The organism is Kribbella sp. NPDC023972 (assembly GCF_040639075.1).
Lineage (GTDB): Bacteria > Actinomycetota > Actinomycetes > Propionibacteriales > Kribbellaceae > Kribbella.
In genome coordinates this window covers 184378-201451 of record NZ_JBEZZH010000006.1, presented here as the reverse complement: position 1 = coordinate 201451, position 17074 = coordinate 184378, and the positions used below count along the sequence as shown (strand labels likewise).

The window sequence follows — 17074 nt, the reverse complement described above, 5'->3', positions numbered from 1 at the left end:
AAGGCCTAGATTTGATCAGACCCGGCAGGATGGACACATGTGGGCCGCCAACCGGCCGCTGGCCGCCGTCTGCGCTGTGCTGGCCACCGCCGCGTGCACCAGTGACACTTCCACCCGCGCCCCGACGCCCACCAGGGCCCCGCCCGTCACCACCTCCACGCCGCCCTCTGTCAGGACGTCGACCCCGCCTTCTACGCCCACGCCAACCCCCGCGACCACCACGCCTCGGCCGGCCTCCTTCAACAGCGCCGCCGCCATGAGCACAGTGCGGTACCTGGCCGGACTCGGACCACGTGAGGCGACCAGTCCGGCGTACGCGCAGGCCCTCACCTGGCTGGAGCAGCGCTTCCGCGCAGCCGGCTATCAGACCCGGCGCCAAGCTCTGCGCGTACCCGCAGGCGTCTCCTGGGGTGTCCCCGTCCGCGCAGGCACCACCTGGAACCTGATCGCCACCAAACCCGGCTTCAACCCCGCCGCACCGCACCGAATCGTCGGAGCCCACCTCGACACTGTCCCCCAAGCCCCAGGCGCCGAGGACAACGCGTCAGGTATCGCCGTACTGCTGGGCACCGCTCAACTCGCTCCACGCTTCCCCACCGTGTTCGTTGCCTTCGGCGCCGAAGAGCCTCGTGGCGACGGCGACAACCGTCACCATTACGGCTCCCGTGCGTACGTCGCGTCTCTGCCGGGCGCACAACGCAATGCCCTGCGTGGCATGGTCTCCCTCGACCGTGTGGGAGTCGGCACCGTCGTACCGATCTGCTCCGCCCAAGCGGACGACCTGGCCCTGCGCAACGAACTGCGCGCGGTCGCAGCCGGCGCAGGTGTGCAGAACCGAGTCTGCGTGAACAGGTCGAGTGACCACTGGTCTTTCGTCCGCTCCGGGCTACCAGGGGTCCGTCTCGGCAGTACGCCGTACGCCGAGTACCACAGCGCGCGCGACCTGCCTCGGGTCGTGTCACCGGCTCAGCTTGGCCGAATGGGTCGAGTGGTCGCCGCCTGGCTGGACAGCTAGCGCATATCGGCCAGGATCCGCTCGGCCCGCGGTCCTGACACCACCCGCGGGCTGAAGTCACTCCCGATCACGTACGGCGTGAGCCGGGCAGCCTTCACCGTCTTGCCCCAGTAGGTGGTCTCCAGCAGCACGCCCTCCTGCGTCTGCTGGGAGAAGTCCATGTCGAACACCAGGTTCCCCAGTGAGTGCGCCACCACCTTGCTAGCCGGGAACTGCACGCTCTGCACCCAGTGCGGATGCCCACCGATCACCAGGTCAGCACCCGCCTTCATGAGTGCGGCCGCCACGGTGTGCTGCGCCGACACCGGTGTATGGGTGTACTGCTGACCCCAGTGCGGCAGTACGACGACCACGTCGACAGCGGCCTTCAGCGTCGTCACGGCGCGGGTGACCGCGGCCAAGTCAGCGGTGTTGAGCGGTCCGGTCCGGGGCGGCATCCGCAGGCTGAATGCTCCGGCGCTGGTCGCGGTCGCACGCGGCGTCTCGCCGATCGCGTTGAAGGCCAGGAACCCAAAGCGCACGCCTTCACGCTCGATGATCACCGGCCGGGCGGCCTCCGCGAGGTTGCTTCCGGCCCCTACCGGTTGGATGCCACCGGCCCGCACCAGCCGGACCGTTTCCAGCAGGGCACGCTGCTGGAAGTCGCCGGTGTGGTTGTTGGCCAGCGAGAGTACGTCGACGCCCGCGTCACGCAGTCCGGCAACGACACCCGGTGGAGCTGCGAAGGAGTCGCTGCCTTGTTGCGGCGTACCGGCTCGGGACAGTGTGCTCTCCAGGTTCAGCACGGTCAGGTCGGCGGAGGCAAGGCGAGGGCCGACCGCGCGCAACGGTCTGGATACGTCACTGGTTCTGGCGGCAGCGGTTGCCACCCGGCGGCCGAGCATGACGTCACCGCCGACGGTCAGGTCGACGACGGGAGCGGTGGGTTGAGGTCCGGGAGTGCGGAGCGGATAACGCGCCGGGGCCTTGAACGGGTCGATTCCGGCGACGGTCAGTGGGCGGACCGACGGGCCGGCCGTGGAGCCGGGAACCAGAGCCAGGGTGGTGGTCGAGCGTTGAGCCTGGCGCAGCGAGCCGACCTGGAAGCCTCGCCAGGACTTGAGGGTCCCGCGGACGATCGAGCGTGCGGTGGTCAGGTCGATGTCCTGGGCCGCTCGAGTGGGGTGGATCGCCAGCACCAGTGGCTGGGTCGTCGCCGGGGTGGTCGGGGTCGGCTTCGGCGTGGTGGTTGCCGGGGTGCTCGCGGGCTTGGACGGCGTACCCACGGGCGAGGGTTGTGCGGCGCCATTGTTCGAGCAGGCGACCATTGCGGCCGCGGCGAGGGCGGCCAGCGAGAGCTGCCACCGCGCGGCCATATCGACACGGTAGCGAGACGCGCCAAGTGGTGTACCGGTTGCAAGAAGTGGGGTGGTTGCCAGCAGACTGTGGACATGCTGTCCGAGGGAAGACCCGAGCTCGTGCTCAAGCGGCGTCCGTTCGGATCCTGGCTCCTCGGACCGGCCGACCAGAGCCCGCGGCTGCTGCGCGTGCGGCTCCGGGTGCTGATGACGACCTTCTCGATCGCGACCAACCTGATCGGCGCTGCGGTCGTGTTCGTGCTGGCGGTGTTCGTGCTGCCAGGGCCGCCGTTGGTCGACCGGCTTCAGCTGCTCGAGGCGATCTTCATTCCGGCGTACTTCGTGCTGGCGGTGCTGATCGGCTGCTGGTGGAGCGTGCGGCTGACCCGGCGCGTGACCCGGTGGGTGGACGAGGACCGGCCGGCCACCCGGAAGGAGCAGATCGCCACTCTGCAACTGCCGCTGCGACTGACTCTGATCGAGGTCTTCCTCTGGTTGCTGGCCGGCGTGATCTTCACCGTGATGACGCTGGTACTGCAGCCGGAGAACGCGCTGCGGATCGCGGTCACGATCCTCGACGGCACGATCGTCACTTGTTCGGTCTCCTACCTGCTGACCGAGTTCGCGCTCCGGCCGGTCGCAGCCCGTGCACTGGCTGACTCACCACCGCCGCGGCGACTGCTCTCGGCGGGGCTGAAGGCGCGGACCGTGTTCTTCTGGGCCGTCGGCTCCGGTGTCCCAGTCGCGGGGCTGATGCTGGCCGCCGTACTCGCGCTGATCGACCAGGATGTCTCCCCCACCCGGCTGTCGGTGATGATCCTTGCCTTGGGCATGGTCGTGCTGCTCAACGGCTGGCTGCTCACACTGCTGTCGGCGCGGTCGGTGGTCGCGCCGGTCCGGTCGGTGCGGAACGCGCTGACGCTGATCGGTGAGGGGCAGCTGGATGTTCGCATCCCTGTGTTCGACGGCACAGAACTGGGGTCGTTGCAGGCCGGGTTCAACAAGATGGCCGAAGGGCTCCGTGAACGCGAGCGGATCCGGGACCTCTTCGGGCGGTACGTCGGGCCCGAAGTGGTGCAGGAGGCGCTGACCAGTGATCAGCTCGGTGGGGAGGAACGGTTCGCCGCCGTACTCTTCGTCGACCTGGTCGGCTCCACCGAGCTCGCGGCGGAGCGGCCGCCGACCGAGGTGGTCCAACTGCTCAACCGGTTCTTCACGATCGTGGTGGACGAGGTGGTCCGGCAAGGCGGGTTCGTGAACAAGTTCGCCGGTGATGCCGCGCTGGCGGTCTTCGGCGCACCGGCCGAGCTGCCGGACGCGGCCGGGAGTGCGCTGCGCGCCGGCCGTACGCTGGCCCGGCGGCTGGCCGAGGAGTTGCCCGAGGCAACAGCCGGTATCGGGGTCACCGCCGGCATCGTGGTGGCCGGCACGGTCGGCGACGTACGACGTCACGAGTACACAGTCATCGGTGACCCGGTCAACGAAGCGGCCCGTCTCTCCGAGCTGGCCAAGTCGACCCCGGCCCACCTCATCGCGTCGATGGCAGCCGTCAACGAAGCCGCACCCGCCGAAGCCGCGCACTGGGATCCTGGCGACGAGGTCACCGTCCGAGGCCGCTCGGAACCGACTCACTTAGCCGTCCCGCAGTGACCGCTTCTCCTCCATCAGTTGATGCAGCAAGGCAGCGCCGTACAGCATCGCCTTGGTGCGGTTGTCGTGGGCGGTACGGCGTTCCGCGATCGCGGAACGCAGCGCCTCCGTGCTGCCGGTACGACGTAAGCCCTCGAGCACAGGCTTGATCTGCTCGAAGTAGTACCGACCCTGGCGCAGCATGTGAATAATGCGTGCGTCCCGCACTTGCTCCGGCCCGTACCGGCGGTACTTCGTGCCCGGCTCCCGCGTCGGCGACAGCAACCCCGCTGCCTCCCAGACGCGTAGTGCCGAGGTGCGCACACCCAGCTGGTGCGCGAGCTCACCCACCAGCAACGACGGACCCGACGCCGGCTGATCGTCGAGAAACTCCGCAGCCGCGGCGCCCAGCGCCTCACTGGCCGCATCCGTCGCCAGCCGCTGCTGATGCAATCCCGCATGTGCCGCGTCCACCAGGCGGTAGGCCAACGCCTCGTCGCCGGCGTGCACCGCCTGCATGATCTCCGTTGCAACCTCCGGCCCGAACCCCGGGGCGAGGGCACGGTAGGTGAGCAGCGCGGACAGATGCTCCTCGCCGTACTGCCGATACCCGCTCTCCGACCGTGGCGCGGGCGGCAGGATTCCCGCCGCCTCGTAGTTCCGCACCAGTTGGGTCGAGATCCCGGCCCGCCGGGCCAGGTCCACCGGCCGCAACCCCACGCCGCACCTCCACTCGCTCTCGACCTTCAACAAGATACTTCCAGCCTTGAGTCGAAGGTGCATCGTGGGGGCCACCGCAGTAGATGCCGCCGGCAACCTCTTCTCGCGGCGGGCCAGCGGCGCTCTAGCGGCCGCCGGAGACGTCGAGGGTGGTGCCGGTCATGTAGGAGGAGCGGTCGGAGGCCAGGAAGGTGATGACTTGGGCGACCTCCTCCGGCTTGCCCGGGCGACCGAGCGGCGGGGTGGTGCCGATGCGCTGCAGCCGGCCGGCTTCGTGGATGTCGGTCTCGATCAGGCCGGGGCGAACACCGAGGACGCGGATACCTTCCTTGGCGACCTCGTTCGCCAGGCCGGTGGTGAGGGCGTCGACCGCGGCCTTGCTCGCGGCGTAGTCGACGTACTCCCCGGCTGAGCCGAGCACTGCCGCTCGGGACGAGACGTTGACCAGCACTCCGCCGGATCCGCCGTACGCCGTGGACATCCGTCGTACCGCCGCACCCGCGACCAGGATGGCGCTGATCGAGTTGATCCGGAACACCCGCTCCAGCCGGGCGGCGTCGTACTCGGCGACCCGGCCGGACGGTGACACGACACCGGCGTTGTTGATCACGGCACCGATCGGCCCGAGCTCGGCGGTCACTGTGTCGAACAGCCGCTCGATCTGATCGGCCTCGGTCACGTCGGCCTGCACCGCGAGCGCCCGGCGGCCGTGCTCCTGGCACGCCTTCACGACGCGTTCCGCCTCATCGGCGCGGGTCCGGTAGTTCACGCCGACATCCCAGCCGTCGGCCGCCAGCGCGACCGCCGCCGATGCCCCGATCCCACGACTCCCACCAGTGATCAGCACGACCCCACGCCGTACGTCAGTCTCAGTCATGCCCCCACCCTACGAACCGGGCGGCACGGACAGCTGCAGCTGGGTCTCGGAGTCGGTGAAACCGAGCGCGCGGTAGATTCCGATCGCGAGATAGTCCGGATCCGCGACCATCACCAGAGTCTTCGCCCCGCCTTCGGTCAGACCGTACGTCGACGCGCGGTGAACCAGCGTGCTCGCAAGGCCCTTGTTGCGATCGTCCGGATGCGTCTGCACGGTCTGGAAGCGCGCCAGCCCCTTGCCGTCGAACATCAGCCCGAGCGAACTCTGCAGCCGCTCGCCCTCGAACGCGCCGAACCACTTTCCGTGCCCGGCCTCCACCAGCGAGCGCCTCGACTCCAGCCCCCGGCGGGTGAACTCGATGTAACCATCGTCGACCTCCCTCGGCGCGGTCGCCAGGGCCAGCTGTACCAACTGCTCCCAGTCGTCATCACCGCTCAGGAAGCGGTACGTCGCCTCCTCGTTCGGCCGGCTCGGCGGGACGACCTCGCTGGTCGTCATCACCACGTCCCGGGCGACCTCGAATCCAGCCGCGACCACCTCGTCCTCGGCGCCGACCACGCCGTCCACACCGTCGATGCCCAGGGCGACGTGAGTGGCTGCCGGAAGCTCCCGATGGAATGCGTCCAGCCGGGTCTCCACGTCGCCCGGCGCGAACGGCGTCCGGTACAGCAGGAAGTTGCCCCACCAGTACCCGGGGTTGTCCGGCGTGCGCACCACGACGTACTCCCCGGTGTCGGTGAACTCGCTGCCGCCGAGCTCCAGCAACAGCAGGTCGGTCCGGAAGCCAAGGCTCCTGATCTCCACTCGCCCATCCTCCAGGCTCCGTCAACCGGATTGGCGGAGCGTTGACATGCAGCCGTTTGGCTGCCTATGGTGATTAGGCAGCCAAACGGCTGCATGACCAGATCGGCAGATCGGGAGGGCGATGGACGACGAGGTGTTCCGCGCGCTGGCTGACCCGAGCCGCCGGCAGTTGCTCGACATGCTGAACGAACGCAACGGGCAGACGCTGCGTGAGCTGTGCGCCGGCCTCGACATGGCCCGGCAGTCGGTGAGCAAGCACCTCGCCGTGCTGGCGAGCGCCAACCTCGTCACCACCGTGTGGCGCGGCCGGGAGAAGCTGCACTACCTCAACGCCGAGCCGATCAACGCCATCGCCGACCGCTGGATCAACCAGTACGACCGCCGGCGAGTGCAACTGTTCGCCGATCTCAAGACGGCACTGGAGGCCGAGAACATGAGCGACACCGACTTCGTCTACACCACCTACATCAAGACCACGCCGGAGCGGCTGTGGCAGGCGCTGACCGAGCCGAAGTTCACCGACCAGTACTGGCAGGTGCACCACGAAACCGACTGGAAGGCCGGATCGGAGATGGTCTGGCACATGGGCGACGTCGCGATGGCCGGCCCGGGGCAGAAGGTCCTGGAGTACGACCCGTACCGGCGGCTCTCCTTCACCTGGCACCGCATCACTCCGGAGTTCGCGCAGGCGGTGAAGATGTCCGACGACCTTTACCAGAAAACGAGCAGCGAGCCACTCTCCACGGCGACGTTCGAACTCGAGCCGGTGGGCGACCAGGTGAAGCTCACCGTCGTCCACACCGGCTTCGAACCAGGCAGCGCCATCCGCGAGATGGTCGGCGAAGGCTGGGTCCAGCTGATCTCCGACCTGAAGTCCTTCGTCGAGTCCACCCCGGAGCTACGCGCTGAGCCTTCACCGTCGAGCTGAACGGCAGATCTCCAGGAGTCTCAACCGGGAAGGTCAGCCCTGCTCAAGGGACGTAGGTGAGACGTCAGCCCTGCTCAAGGGACGTAGGTGGGGGAGGTCAGCCCGGCTCACGGACGTTTGTGGATGAGTAAGGGCAGGACGGCGGCGGCACCGGCCTCGCGGAGTTTGGCGGCGGCCACGGTGATCGGCCACTGCGAGGACGAAGCGTCGGCCAGGAGAAGGACCGTCCGCCCTGCGACCGCCTGGGCAGTCGGCCCCTCCACCTCGATGCCGTCACGCCACACCTTGGCCTCCTCGGCTGAGGACAGGTCGTCGGTGAAGCCCGCGCGGTTCACCGTGAGCTCGGCTCGGTCGAGGCGGCCGACCGTGGCGACGTGGTCCGCGATCTCGGCGGTCAAGCGGCCGTACCCTGCGGCCACCAGCGGTACGACGACCTCGGGACGACTCGACCAAGAGCCACGCCAGCGGGAAAGAGCCGCCACCGCGCCGGCCTTCAACGCCTCGAGCGAGTCGGGATCCGGCGCCGCATCGGTGAATGTGCCGCGCAGCACTTCCCGCCACTCGGGCGCGTCGGCGTAGATGATGGTCCGCCCGGGCTCGGCAGCCAGCTCCGCGGGGATCCGGCCCTTCGCGCCGAAGGCACCACCCGGCCACATCTTGCGCGGCTCCAGCACATGCACCTCGCCGCGCAGCAGCCGGACGATCGACTGCACCGTCTCCGGCTCGGGCTTGGCCCGCAGTGGATCCGGTAGTTCGCCGAGGCAGACCGAGCAGCGTCCGCACGGCTCGGCCGACGGGTCGTCCAGCGACTCCTGGAGAAGTTGCATCAGGCAACGGTCGCCGCGGGTGTACGCCCGCATGATGTCTGCCTCGCGTCGCCGGACCGCCACGATCCCGTCGTAGTGGGCGGCGTCGAACGTCCACTCCGCGCCGGTCCGCACCCAGCCCCGCTCGAGGCGCTCGACCACTCCGTCGACTGCGAGTTGCTTCAGCATCAGTTCGACCCGGGTACGGCGCAGGCCCGTCTCGGCCTCGAGCGCCGGAACGGTCACCGGCTGGTCCGGCCCGTAGCCGTCCAGCCCACGCAGCAAGCGATTCACGTTCTCCGGCACGGGGATGGTCGCGGTCGCGAAGTAGTCCCACACCCCCGCATCCGCGTCCGACGGGAGCAACGCCACCACCGCATGGTCGATCCCGCGGCCGGCCCGCCCGACCTGCTGGTAGTACGACACCGGGGACGGCGGCGAACCCACATGGACGACGAACCCGAGATCCGGCTTGTCATAGCCCATCCCGAGCGCGGATGTCGCGACCAGCGCCTTCAACTCGTTGGCCCGCAACGCGTCCTCGAGACGCTCCCGCTCACCCGCGTCCAAACCACCCGTGTACGCCGCGACCGGGACGTCCCGGCCATGCACCTCCTGGATCGCCGCCGCCAGCCGTTGCGCGTCGGACACGGTCAGCGTGTAGACGATCCCCGAACCAGGCAACTTCGGCAGGTGGTCGACCACCCAGGCGAACCGATCCAGCGGCGACAGCGCATCGACAACCGCCAGCTGCAGACTCGATCGAGCCAGCGGACCCCGCAGTACGAGCGTGGACTCCCCCAGCTGACGCGCGACGTCATCGGTCACCCGCGCGTTCGCGGTCGCGGTCGTCGCGAGCACCGGTGTCGTCGGGTTGAGCTGCTGCAGTACGTCGGACACGCGGCGATAGTCCGGCCGGAAGTCGTGGCCCCAGTCCGACACCGCATGTGCCTCGTCGATGACCAGCAACCCAACCTGTCCGGCCAGGCCGTCCAGCACCCGTCGGCCGAAGCCCGGATTTGCCAGCCGCTCCGGAGACACCAGCAGCACGTCGACCGCACCGGACCGCAGATCGTGCTCGATGCTGGACCACTCGTCGATGTTGTTCGAATTCAGCGTCGCCGCGCGCAGGCCCGCCCGGCTCGCGGCAGCGACCTGGTCACGCATCAACGACAGCAGTGGCGACACCACCAGCGTCGGCCCGGCTCCCTCGGCTCGGCGAATCGCGGTCGCCGCCCAGTACACGGCCGACTTGCCCCAACCCGTCGCCTGCACGACCAGCACGCGGGCACTCGCCTCACACAACGCGGCGACCGCGGTCTCCTGGTCAGCCCGCAGTCGCGCGCTCTCCCCCGCGATCGCCCGGATCACGCCGCCGGCGATCCCGGCGCGCGCCTCGGTCAGCGTGCTGGTGGTCGAACTGGTGTCAGCCATGCCGAAACCCTAGACGCCCACACCCTCACTTTTCTCGTCCCGCTGGTTCACCTGTGGAAAACCCGACCGGGAGATCCAGATCACGCTGCGCGTGGCTCACACTCCGCAGAGCTGTCTCGTCGGTGGAGGTACAGCGAAAACACGAGAGGGAGATGGTTATGGACGCCCGGTTCGATCACCTCAGCAACCCGGTCGGCGCCAAGGTGATGAAGTACGTCGTCTCGGCGAGCAAGGTCGTGTGGGACTCCACGCTGCCGGCCACGACCCAGCATCTGGTGGAGATTCGCGCCAGCCAGATCAACGGCTGCGGTTACTGCGTCGACATGCACACCAAGGACGCCGCGCACGCTGGGGAGAGCTCGGTGCGGCTCAACCTCATCGCGACCTGGCGGGAGGCGACGGTCTTCACCGAGGCCGAGCGGGCAGCGCTCGAGCTCACCGAGGAGGGCACCCGGATCGCCGATGCCGCCGGTGGTGTGTCCGACGAGGTCTGGGCCAACGCGGCCAAGCATTACGACGACGATCAGCTCGCCGCGCTGTTGTCTCTCATTGCCCTGATGAACACCTGGAACCGCCTGAACGTCATCACCCAACGCCCCGCCGGCGACTACGTCCCCGGCCAGTGGGGATAGGCAGCACCGCAGCTGCTAGGCCCGGGGACGCCTGTCTCCGGGCCCTGGCAGGCGTGGGGACCGCCCACCGCACAACCGCAGACCATGCGTCGTTCCCCGGCCCTCGTTGCCAGGGGTCAGGCGCACTTGCCGGGGTGACAGGGACCGCCGGTGGCGGAGACCAGGCGTTGCGGACCTGGGCCCTTGGCGGCCAGAGCGTCGTACGGGTTGGCCAGGGAGCAGCGGTCGAGGGAGAGGCAGCCGCAGCCGACGCAGTCCTTGAAGTCGTCGCGGAGTTGCTCCAGGTGCAGGATGCGCTTGTCGAGCTCGGCCTGCCAGCACTCGGAGATGCGCTCCCAGTCCTGGCGCGTCGGGGTGCGGTTGTCCGGCAGCAGCGCGAGGATCTCGGCCACCTCGGCGAGCGGAATGCCGACCCGCTGCGCGATCCGGATCAGCGCGACCCGGCGGAGCGTGTCGCGCTTGTACCGGCGCTGATTGCCCGACGTACGGCGGCTGACGATCAGGTTCTGCCGCTCGTAGAAGTGCAGGGCCGAGATCGCCACACCGCTGCGCTGCGCCAACTGCCCGACCGTCAACTCACCCGGCTCGATGTCCACCCGCTCAATCCCTCCGGCCTCGACCTGGATCGAGGCTAGCCGACGGGATCAGGCGGTCACGAGGCGGCGTCCGATGCTCGCGGACATCAACGCCGCCGCCGCGCACAGCCCGCCGGCCAGGTACCAGGCGAGGTTGTAACTGCCCTGCACGTCCCGGATCGCGCCGGCACCGGTCGCAGCCAGCGCGGCACCGATCTGGTGCGACGCGAACACCCAGCCGAACACGATCGGCGCGTCCACACCGAACCACTCCCGGCACAGGGCAACGGTCGGTGGCACCGTCGCAACCCAGTCCAGACCGTAGAAGATGATGAAGACCCACATGCTCGGCTGAGCCGACGGACCGAGCAACGACGGCAGCACGAGCAGAGACAGGCCACGCAGCGAGTAGTACGCGATCAGCAGGTACCGCGGATCCCACCGGTCCGTCAGCCACCCCGACACGATCGTGCCGCCGACGTCGAACACGCCGACCAGCGCCAGCAACGACGCGGCCGTAGTCACCGGCATCCCATGGTCGTGTGCCGCGGTGACGAAGTGGGTGCCGATCAAGCCGTTCGTCGACGCACCGCAGATGGCGAAGCCGCCCGCGAGCAGCCAGAACGCGGGCCGGTGCATCGCGGACCACAACGCGTTCAGAGCCCGCAGCGCACTGCTGCCGGTCGCCTCGACCCGCTGACCCACGGTGCTGCCCTCTGGAGCGCCGTACGCCGTCAACCCGACATCGCTCGGGTAGTCGCGCAGGAAGAGCAACACCAGCGGTACGACGGCGAGCGCCGTACCAGCCGCGACGAGTGCCGGAACACGCCACCCATAGGCACTGGCCAGACCCGCGATCAGGGGGAGGAAGATCAGCTGACCGGTCGCGCCGGCCGCCGTCAGGATGCCGGTGACCAATCCGCGGCGGCGGACGAACCAGCGACCCGTGATCGTCGCGACGAACGTCATCGACATCGACCCCGTGCCGACGCCGACGAGCAGGCCCCAGCACAGCAGCAACTGCCAGGGCGAGTCCATGAAGATGGTCAGGCCGCTGCCGAGCGCGATCAGCACGAGCGCACCGCTGACCACGCGACGCAGGCCCAACCGGTCCATCAGGGCCGCGGCGAACGGCGAGATCAGGCCGAACAGCAGCAGGTTGATCGACACGGCCGACCCGATCGTCGCGTGCGACCAGCCGAACTCGTCGTGCAGCGGATCGAGCAGCACGCCCGGCACCGAGCGGAACCCGGCCGCCCCGATCAGGGTCACGAACCCGACACCGGCGACTGCCCAGGCCAGGTGCACCCGGGCAGGCTTCTTCGTCTCCAGAATCTGCGTCACCCGCCTACTGTGCCGTCGCCTCACCGCGCGAACCAGTGGCCAGAACGCCAGCATGTGTCAAGATATGGCCATGGCAGTTCGAGGCAAGCGGCGGCTCAAGGCGGTCGGCCCGCACGTGGTCGCCGTACTGGCGCTGGAACCGGTGGTCGGATTCGACCTGACCATCCCGCCGACGGTCTTCGGCGCGGCGACGACGGCCGACGGGACGCCCATGTACGACGTACGCATCTGCGGGCTCGAGATCGCGCCGATCCGCGCCGGTGCCGGTTTCAGCCTGATTCCGGACTTCGGGCCGGAGGTGCTGGCCGAGGCGGACACCGTCATCATCCCGGGCACCTACATCGCCCAGCCGCGGTACGAAGGCACCCTGCCGGACGACCTCGCGAAGGCGCTCGGCACCATTCGGCCGGGCACCCGGATCGCGTCGATCTGCACCGGCGCGTTCGTACTCGGTGCGGCCGGCTTCCTCGACGGCCGCCCGGCGACCACGCACTGGCGACGCGCCGAGATGTTCCGTGCCCTCTACCCGCAGGTGAAGCTGAACGAGGATCTGCTGTTCATCGACGACGGCGACATCGTCACGTCAGCGGGGCTGGCCGCGGGAGTGGACCTCTGCCTGCATCTGATCCGCCGCGACTTCGGCAGCGAGGTCGCCAACCGGGCCGCGCGGCACTGCGTCGTACCGCCGTGGCGGGACGGTGGGCAGTCACAGTTCATCGAGCGCGTCGTACCGGACGAGGGCAGCGAAGGTACGGCGCCGACCCGCGCGTGGGCACTGGAGCGGCTCGGCGAGGAGTTGACTCTGCCGGCGCTGGCCGGCCACGCACGGATGAGCGTGCGCACGTTCAGCCGGCGGTTCAAGGCCGAGACAGGTCAGTCCCCGGGCACTTGGCTGCTGCAGCAACGCGTCCGGCACGCGTGCCACCTGTTGGAGACCACGGACCTGTCCGTCGACCGTGTTGCCGAGTCGGCCGGCCTTGGTACTGCCGCCTCGCTGCGTCATCACCTCCGGTCAGAGCTGGGCGTCTCCCCGCTCGCCTACCGCAAGACCTTCCGGGCCGGCTGAGTTACAGCACCACCAGGTCGTGCGGTCGGCGGTTCATGGGCTCGACGCCGTCCTCGGTGACCACGACGATGTCCTCGATCCGCGCACCCCAGCGCCCTGGCTGGTAGATGCCCGGCTCGACGCTGAACGCCATCCCCGGCTCGAGAATCAGCCCGTTCCCACTGACAATGTACGGCTCTTCGTGCACGTCGAGCCCGATCCCGTGTCCCGTCCTGTGGATGAAGAGCTCGCCGAATCCGGCCGCCGCGATCACGTCCCGCGCGGCCGCGTCGATCGCCTCCGCGGACACCCCCGGGCGGACCGCGTCCACCGCCGCCTGCTGCGCGTCCCGCAGTACGGCGTAGGTCGCGGCGACATCCGCGTCCCGCGGCTCGCCGACGGCGTACGTCCTGGTCGAGTCGGAGCAGTAGCCCTCGGCAACCGGTCCGCCGATGTCGACGACCACCAGGTCGCCGGACTCGATCACCCGGTCGGACAATCCGTGGTGGGGACTGGCGCCGTTCGGCCCGCTGCCGACGATGACGAACTCGGCCACGACGTGGCCTTCCTCGACGATCGCCGCCGCGATGTCGGCGCCGACCTCGGTCTCGGTCCGGCCGGGTCGCAACCACTCGCCGACTCGGGCGTGTACGCGGTCGATCGCGGTCCCCGCCCTCCGCAGCGCATCGATCTCGGCCGCGTCCTTCCGCATCCGGAGCTCACGCACGATTGGCCCGGCCAGGACCTGCTCGGCCTTGGGCAACGCCTCGCGCAGAGCCAGCACATGCAACGCCGGAGTGAAGTCGCTGACGGCAACACGCTCCGATCCACGCAAGCGCTCCGCGGCAACGCCGTACGGATCGTCACCGTCGACCCACGTGACGACCTCGACCCCGAGCTCGGCCAATGGCAGGCCGGCGAATCCAGGCGCTTCCAGCTTCGGCACGACGAGCGCCGGCGAGCCCTCGGCCGGGATGACCAGTGTGGTCAGGCGCTCGAATGACCCGCCAGCTTGTCCAAGCAAGTACCGCAGATCCGACCCAGGCGCGATCAGCAGACCAGTACCGGCGGCAGCCTCACGGGCACGCTGCAACCTGGCACGCAGTACGGCGGCATCGGGCACTGGACCGTGTGAAGTTCGACTCGACATGAGACGACTCTAGGTCGTGGCCGCGCACCGACCGAACCCAAACGCCTCCTGGCCGTCCCTTACCGAGTGGAAACTGTCGGCGGGGGTTGCTAGAACTTGTCGCGGCTCGATCGAGACCCGATCGGCGATGGCGAAAGGCGACCACGATGGCACTCCACCATGTGACCTTCGGCGAGGGCGTTCCGGTGCTCTCACTGCACGGCTGGACTCCCGACCACCGGCTGATGACCGGCTGCCTGGAGCCCGTGTTCGCCGAGTTACCCGGGTACCGGCGGCTCTACCCGGACCTGCCCGGGATGGGCCGGACCCCGGCGGGCGAGATCGACAGCTCCGACGGGATCATGGCCGAGCTGCGTGCGTTCATCGACGAGCAGATCGGCGCCGAGCCGTTCCTGCTGATCGGAGAGTCGTACGGCGGCTACCTCTCGCGCGGCCTGATCGCGGAGCGACCCGAGCAGGTCCTCGGCCTGGCCCTGATCTGCCCGACCGGCACCGCCTTGATGCACGCGGACCGGACCCTGCCCGAGCACGTCGTCCTGCGGACCGAGCCAGGGGTGCTCGACTCGCTGACCGACGACGAGGACTTCACCGAGCTGGCAGTCGTCCAGACCGCCGCCGCGCTAACGGCGTACCGCTCGGACATCGCGCCCGGGCTGGCCGCGGCCGACGTCGAAGCGCTCGACCGGATCCAGAAGAACTGGGCTCTCTCGATCGCACCCGAGAGCGGTCCTGCCTACCGGCGGCCGACGCTGATCGTCTGCGGCAGGCAGGACGCGGTCACGGGTTTCGAAGACCAGTACGCACTGCTCCCCCACTACCCGCGGGCGACGTACGCCGTCCTGGACGTTGCCGGGCACAACCTTCAGATCGAGCAACCCGAGCTGTTCGCGGCGCTGATCCGCGAATGGTTGCAACGCGTCTCGACGGAGGCTGTCGCTCGGTGACGCGACTGAATCAGCTGGCCTGGCCGGTGGGCATGATGGTGAGCTGCTGGAGGTTCACGCGCGGCGGCAGGGTGGCGATGAAGCCGATGGTCTGCGCGACATCCTCCGGGGTCAGCCATTCCATCGCCTCCTTGGCTCCCGCCAGCCACTGGAGTGCGCCTTCATCGGTCACATGGCTCTGCAACTCGGTGCCGACGATGCCCGGCTCGACCGCGGACACCCGAACGTTCTTCGAGCCCAGCTCGGCCCGCAGGTGGCGGGACAGGTGGGTGACGTACGCCTTGGTGCCCGCGTAGACGGCGAAGTTCGGATAGATGTTCTGCGCGGCGATCGACGAGGTGTTGATCAGGTCGGCCACGCCTCGCTCGGCGGCCGCGGCCACCAGTTGCGGCGTGAACGCGGCAATGGCGTTCATCAGGCCGGTGATGTTCAGCTCGATCTGGTGCTGCCACTGGCCGATGGGTCGCTCCTCGACCGGCGCCGGAAGCATGACGCCGGCGTTGTTGAAGAGCAGATCGGCGCCGCCCAGCTCGGTGGCGACCCGGTCGGCCGCCGACTGCACCGCCGCGGCATCGGTCACGTCGACCGACAGCGCCAGTGCGTCGCCGCCGTCCTTCTCGATCCGGTCCACCAACTCGCTCAGGCGGTCGGCCCGGCGCGCCAGGACGACAACTTTCGCGCCCAGTGCGGCCAGGTGCTCGGCCGAGGCTTCACCGATGCCGCTTGACGCGCCGGTGACAACCGCGACGCGACCGCTGAGGGGCTTGGCAACAGATTGCGTGGACATGTGATGCGTACCTTCCTGTCAGGATCACAGCCGGCGATCACCGGCCATGTCTCCAGCACACCAGTCCGGGAGCGCCCGCGGAGGCGTTGAACAGTCCCTGTCCAGGCAGGTGCCGGGAAGGCAGGTACTGGCAGGGCCACCCTGCCGCACGGCTCCAGAGCGGGTCTCGATCACACTGGGGACATGGAACGCAGTACAGAGCTCGCCGACTTCCTCCGCTCGCGCCGCGCCGCCATCTCGCCCGACCGCGCCGGGCTTCCCGAGGACGGCCGCACTCGGCGAGTGCCCGGCCTGCGGCGTGACGAGGTGGCACGGCTGGCGGGCGTCAGCACGGAGTACTACACGCGTCTCGAGCAGGGCCGCGCCGGCAACCCGTCGCCCGAGGTCCTCGACGCTCTCGTACGGGCTCTCCAACTCGACACTGTCGAGCGCGAACATCTCACTGACCTGCTCGCGCGGCCGACGCCGGCACGTCGTACTCCGGCCAGTCCTCAGCGGGTCCGGCCGGGCCTGTATCTGATGTTGCAGACACTCGACCAGATCCCCGCGTTCATCCTCGGACGGCGGACCGACGTGCTGGCGACGAACCGGCTGGCGCGTGAGGTGCTGACCGACTTCGAGGCTCTGCCGGCGCCGCGTCGCAACCTCGCGCGGTACTACCTGCTTGACCCCGAGGCTCGCGAGCGGGTCGGCGACTGGGAGCGGATCGCCGCCGAGACCGTCGCCATGCTGAGGCTCGAAGCCGGCCGCTCGCCGCACGACCGCCTGCTCGCGGATCTTGTCGGGGAACTCACCCTGCGATGCCCCGAGTTCACCGGCTGGTGGAACGACCACCGCGTCCTCCGGCGGACGCACGGCAGGAAGGTCTACCACCACCCGGCGGCCGGGGATCTCGAGTTCGCCTACGAGTCGTTCCAGGTGCCGGGCGATGCCGAGCAAACCTTGTGCGTCTACAACGTCGAGCCCGGTTCCGCCACCGCTGAAGCCCTCCGACTCCTCGCCAGCTGGACCGCGCCCCAACGAATGAGCCCGCCCACCGGCGGCTGA

Annotated in this window: 17 protein-coding genes; 7 read left to right on the top strand and 10 right to left on the bottom strand. The window is 69.1% G+C overall.

The window, feature by feature from the left end; translation table 11 throughout:
* Positions 1-15 precede the first annotated feature (15 nt).
* Positions 16-258, bottom strand: coding sequence for a hypothetical protein (locus AB0F43_RS24360; protein ID WP_360481002.1), 243 nt, complete (start codon positions 256-258; stop codon positions 16-18).
* Here AB0F43_RS24360 and AB0F43_RS24355 point away from each other — a divergent pair.
* A complete protein-coding gene (locus tag AB0F43_RS24355; RefSeq protein ID WP_360480999.1) occupies positions 257-1015 on the top strand; it encodes a M28 family peptidase in 759 nt (252 codons plus the stop codon). The two genes, AB0F43_RS24360 and AB0F43_RS24355, sit on opposite strands and share 2 nt — an antisense overlap.
* Here the strand turns inward: AB0F43_RS24355 and AB0F43_RS24350 are convergent.
* Complete coding sequence (locus AB0F43_RS24350) at positions 1012-2370, bottom strand: CapA family protein (RefSeq protein ID WP_360480997.1); 1359 nt, start codon at positions 2368-2370, stop codon at positions 1012-1014. The genes AB0F43_RS24355 and AB0F43_RS24350 overlap by 4 nt on opposite strands.
* Before the next feature lie 75 nt (positions 2371-2445).
* Between AB0F43_RS24350 and AB0F43_RS24345 the strand changes: the two genes are divergently transcribed.
* Positions 2446-4002, top strand: coding sequence for an adenylate/guanylate cyclase domain-containing protein (locus AB0F43_RS24345; RefSeq protein ID WP_360480994.1), 1557 nt, complete (start codon positions 2446-2448; stop codon positions 4000-4002).
* On the opposite strand, the gene AB0F43_RS24340 is transcribed toward AB0F43_RS24345, so the two are convergent.
* The 3 genes from AB0F43_RS24340 to AB0F43_RS24330 form a co-directional block, all read right to left on the bottom strand.
* The gene (locus AB0F43_RS24340; RefSeq protein ID WP_360480991.1) at positions 3985-4701 is read right to left on the bottom strand and encodes a TioE family transcriptional regulator; all 717 of its coding nucleotides are present in this window, start codon (positions 4699-4701) and stop codon (positions 3985-3987) included. The genes AB0F43_RS24345 and AB0F43_RS24340 overlap by 18 nt on opposite strands.
* 124 nt (positions 4702-4825) lie before the next feature.
* Positions 4826-5578 (bottom strand): SDR family oxidoreductase, encoded by a 753-nt coding sequence (locus AB0F43_RS24335; RefSeq protein WP_360480988.1) that lies wholly within the window; start codon positions 5576-5578, stop codon positions 4826-4828.
* A 9-nt stretch (positions 5579-5587) separates the two neighbouring features.
* Complete coding sequence (locus AB0F43_RS24330) at positions 5588-6382, bottom strand: GNAT family N-acetyltransferase (protein WP_360480985.1); 795 nt, start codon at positions 6380-6382, stop codon at positions 5588-5590.
* 121 nt (positions 6383-6503) lie between these two features.
* Here AB0F43_RS24330 and AB0F43_RS24325 point away from each other — a divergent pair, with 121 nt between their 5' ends.
* Positions 6504-7310 carry a metalloregulator ArsR/SmtB family transcription factor gene (locus tag AB0F43_RS24325; RefSeq protein ID WP_360480983.1) on the top strand — a complete coding sequence of 269 codons (807 nt, stop codon included), beginning with the start codon at positions 6504-6506 and terminating at the stop codon, positions 7308-7310.
* A gap of 107 nt (positions 7311-7417) precedes the next feature.
* Here the strand turns inward: AB0F43_RS24325 and AB0F43_RS24320 are convergent, their stop codons facing one another.
* Positions 7418-9550 (bottom strand): DEAD/DEAH box helicase, encoded by a 2133-nt coding sequence (locus AB0F43_RS24320; RefSeq protein WP_360480980.1) that lies wholly within the window; start codon positions 9548-9550, stop codon positions 7418-7420.
* Positions 9551-9708: 158 nt separating this feature from the next.
* On the opposite strand from AB0F43_RS24320, the gene AB0F43_RS24315 reads away from it, so the two are divergent.
* Positions 9709-10182 (top strand): carboxymuconolactone decarboxylase family protein, encoded by a 474-nt coding sequence (locus tag AB0F43_RS24315; protein ID WP_360480977.1) that lies wholly within the window; start codon positions 9709-9711, stop codon positions 10180-10182.
* A gap of 116 nt (positions 10183-10298) precedes the next feature.
* Here the strand turns inward: AB0F43_RS24315 and soxR are convergent, their stop codons facing one another.
* Together soxR and AB0F43_RS24305 are read right to left on the bottom strand one after the other, a co-directional pair.
* Positions 10299-10778 carry a redox-sensitive transcriptional activator SoxR gene (soxR, locus tag AB0F43_RS24310; protein WP_360480974.1) on the bottom strand — a complete coding sequence of 160 codons (480 nt, stop codon included), beginning with the start codon at positions 10776-10778 and terminating at the stop codon, positions 10299-10301.
* A gap of 48 nt (positions 10779-10826) precedes the next feature.
* On the bottom strand, positions 10827-12101 hold the full coding sequence (locus AB0F43_RS24305) for an MFS transporter (protein ID WP_360480972.1): 1275 nt from the start codon (positions 12099-12101) through the stop codon (positions 10827-10829).
* A 70-nt stretch (positions 12102-12171) separates the two neighbouring features.
* On the opposite strand from AB0F43_RS24305, the gene AB0F43_RS24300 reads away from it, so the two are divergent.
* Positions 12172-13167 carry a helix-turn-helix domain-containing protein gene (locus tag AB0F43_RS24300; protein WP_360480969.1) on the top strand — a complete coding sequence of 332 codons (996 nt, stop codon included), beginning with the start codon at positions 12172-12174 and terminating at the stop codon, positions 13165-13167.
* Between the two features lies 1 nt (position 13168).
* Here AB0F43_RS24300 and AB0F43_RS24295 read toward each other — a convergent pair whose 3' ends face one another.
* The gene (locus AB0F43_RS24295; protein ID WP_360480966.1) at positions 13169-14296 is read right to left on the bottom strand and encodes a Xaa-Pro peptidase family protein; all 1128 of its coding nucleotides are present in this window, start codon (positions 14294-14296) and stop codon (positions 13169-13171) included.
* A 146-nt stretch (positions 14297-14442) separates the two neighbouring features.
* On the opposite strand from AB0F43_RS24295, the gene AB0F43_RS24290 reads away from it, so the two are divergent.
* Positions 14443-15240, top strand: a complete 798-nt coding sequence (locus tag AB0F43_RS24290) for an alpha/beta hydrolase (RefSeq protein ID WP_360480963.1) — start codon at positions 14443-14445, stop codon at positions 15238-15240.
* A gap of 10 nt (positions 15241-15250) precedes the next feature.
* Here the strand turns inward: AB0F43_RS24290 and AB0F43_RS24285 are convergent, their stop codons facing one another.
* Positions 15251-16027, bottom strand: a complete 777-nt coding sequence (locus tag AB0F43_RS24285; protein WP_360480960.1) for an SDR family oxidoreductase — start codon at positions 16025-16027, stop codon at positions 15251-15253.
* Positions 16028-16210: 183 nt separating this feature from the next.
* Here AB0F43_RS24285 and AB0F43_RS24280 point away from each other — a divergent pair, with 183 nt between their 5' ends.
* The gene (locus tag AB0F43_RS24280; protein WP_360480957.1) at positions 16211-17074 is read left to right on the top strand and encodes a helix-turn-helix transcriptional regulator; all 864 of its coding nucleotides are present in this window, start codon (positions 16211-16213) and stop codon (positions 17072-17074) included.

Excerpts from the sequence above, each read along its gene's own strand:
- AB0F43_RS24355 (WP_360480999.1), top strand. The coding sequence starts at position 257 with ATGAGCACAGTGCGGTACCTGGCCGGACTCGGACCACGTGAGGCGACC.
- AB0F43_RS24360 (WP_360481002.1), bottom strand. The coding sequence starts at position 258 with ATGGCGGCGGCGCTGTTGAAGGAGGCCGGCCGAGGCGTGGTGGTCGCG.
- AB0F43_RS24350 (WP_360480997.1), bottom strand. The coding sequence starts at position 2,370 with ATGGCCGCGCGGTGGCAGCTCTCGCTGGCCGCCCTCGCCGCGGCCGCA.
- AB0F43_RS24345 (WP_360480994.1), top strand. The coding sequence starts at position 2,446 with ATGCTGTCCGAGGGAAGACCCGAGCTCGTGCTCAAGCGGCGTCCGTTC.
- AB0F43_RS24335 (WP_360480988.1), bottom strand. The coding sequence starts at position 5,578 with ATGACTGAGACTGACGTACGGCGTGGGGTCGTGCTGATCACTGGTGGG.
- AB0F43_RS24325 (WP_360480983.1), top strand. The coding sequence starts at position 6,504 with ATGGACGACGAGGTGTTCCGCGCGCTGGCTGACCCGAGCCGCCGGCAG.
- AB0F43_RS24320 (WP_360480980.1), bottom strand. The coding sequence starts at position 9,550 with ATGGCTGACACCAGTTCGACCACCAGCACGCTGACCGAGGCGCGCGCC.
- AB0F43_RS24315 (WP_360480977.1), top strand. The coding sequence starts at position 9,709 with ATGGACGCCCGGTTCGATCACCTCAGCAACCCGGTCGGCGCCAAGGTG.
- AB0F43_RS24300 (WP_360480969.1), top strand. The coding sequence starts at position 12,172 with ATGGCAGTTCGAGGCAAGCGGCGGCTCAAGGCGGTCGGCCCGCACGTG.
- AB0F43_RS24295 (WP_360480966.1), bottom strand. The coding sequence starts at position 14,296 with ATGTCGAGTCGAACTTCACACGGTCCAGTGCCCGATGCCGCCGTACTG.
- AB0F43_RS24290 (WP_360480963.1), top strand. The coding sequence starts at position 14,443 with ATGGCACTCCACCATGTGACCTTCGGCGAGGGCGTTCCGGTGCTCTCA.
- AB0F43_RS24285 (WP_360480960.1), bottom strand. The coding sequence starts at position 16,027 with ATGTCCACGCAATCTGTTGCCAAGCCCCTCAGCGGTCGCGTCGCGGTT.
- AB0F43_RS24280 (WP_360480957.1), top strand. The coding sequence starts at position 16,211 with ATGGAACGCAGTACAGAGCTCGCCGACTTCCTCCGCTCGCGCCGCGCC.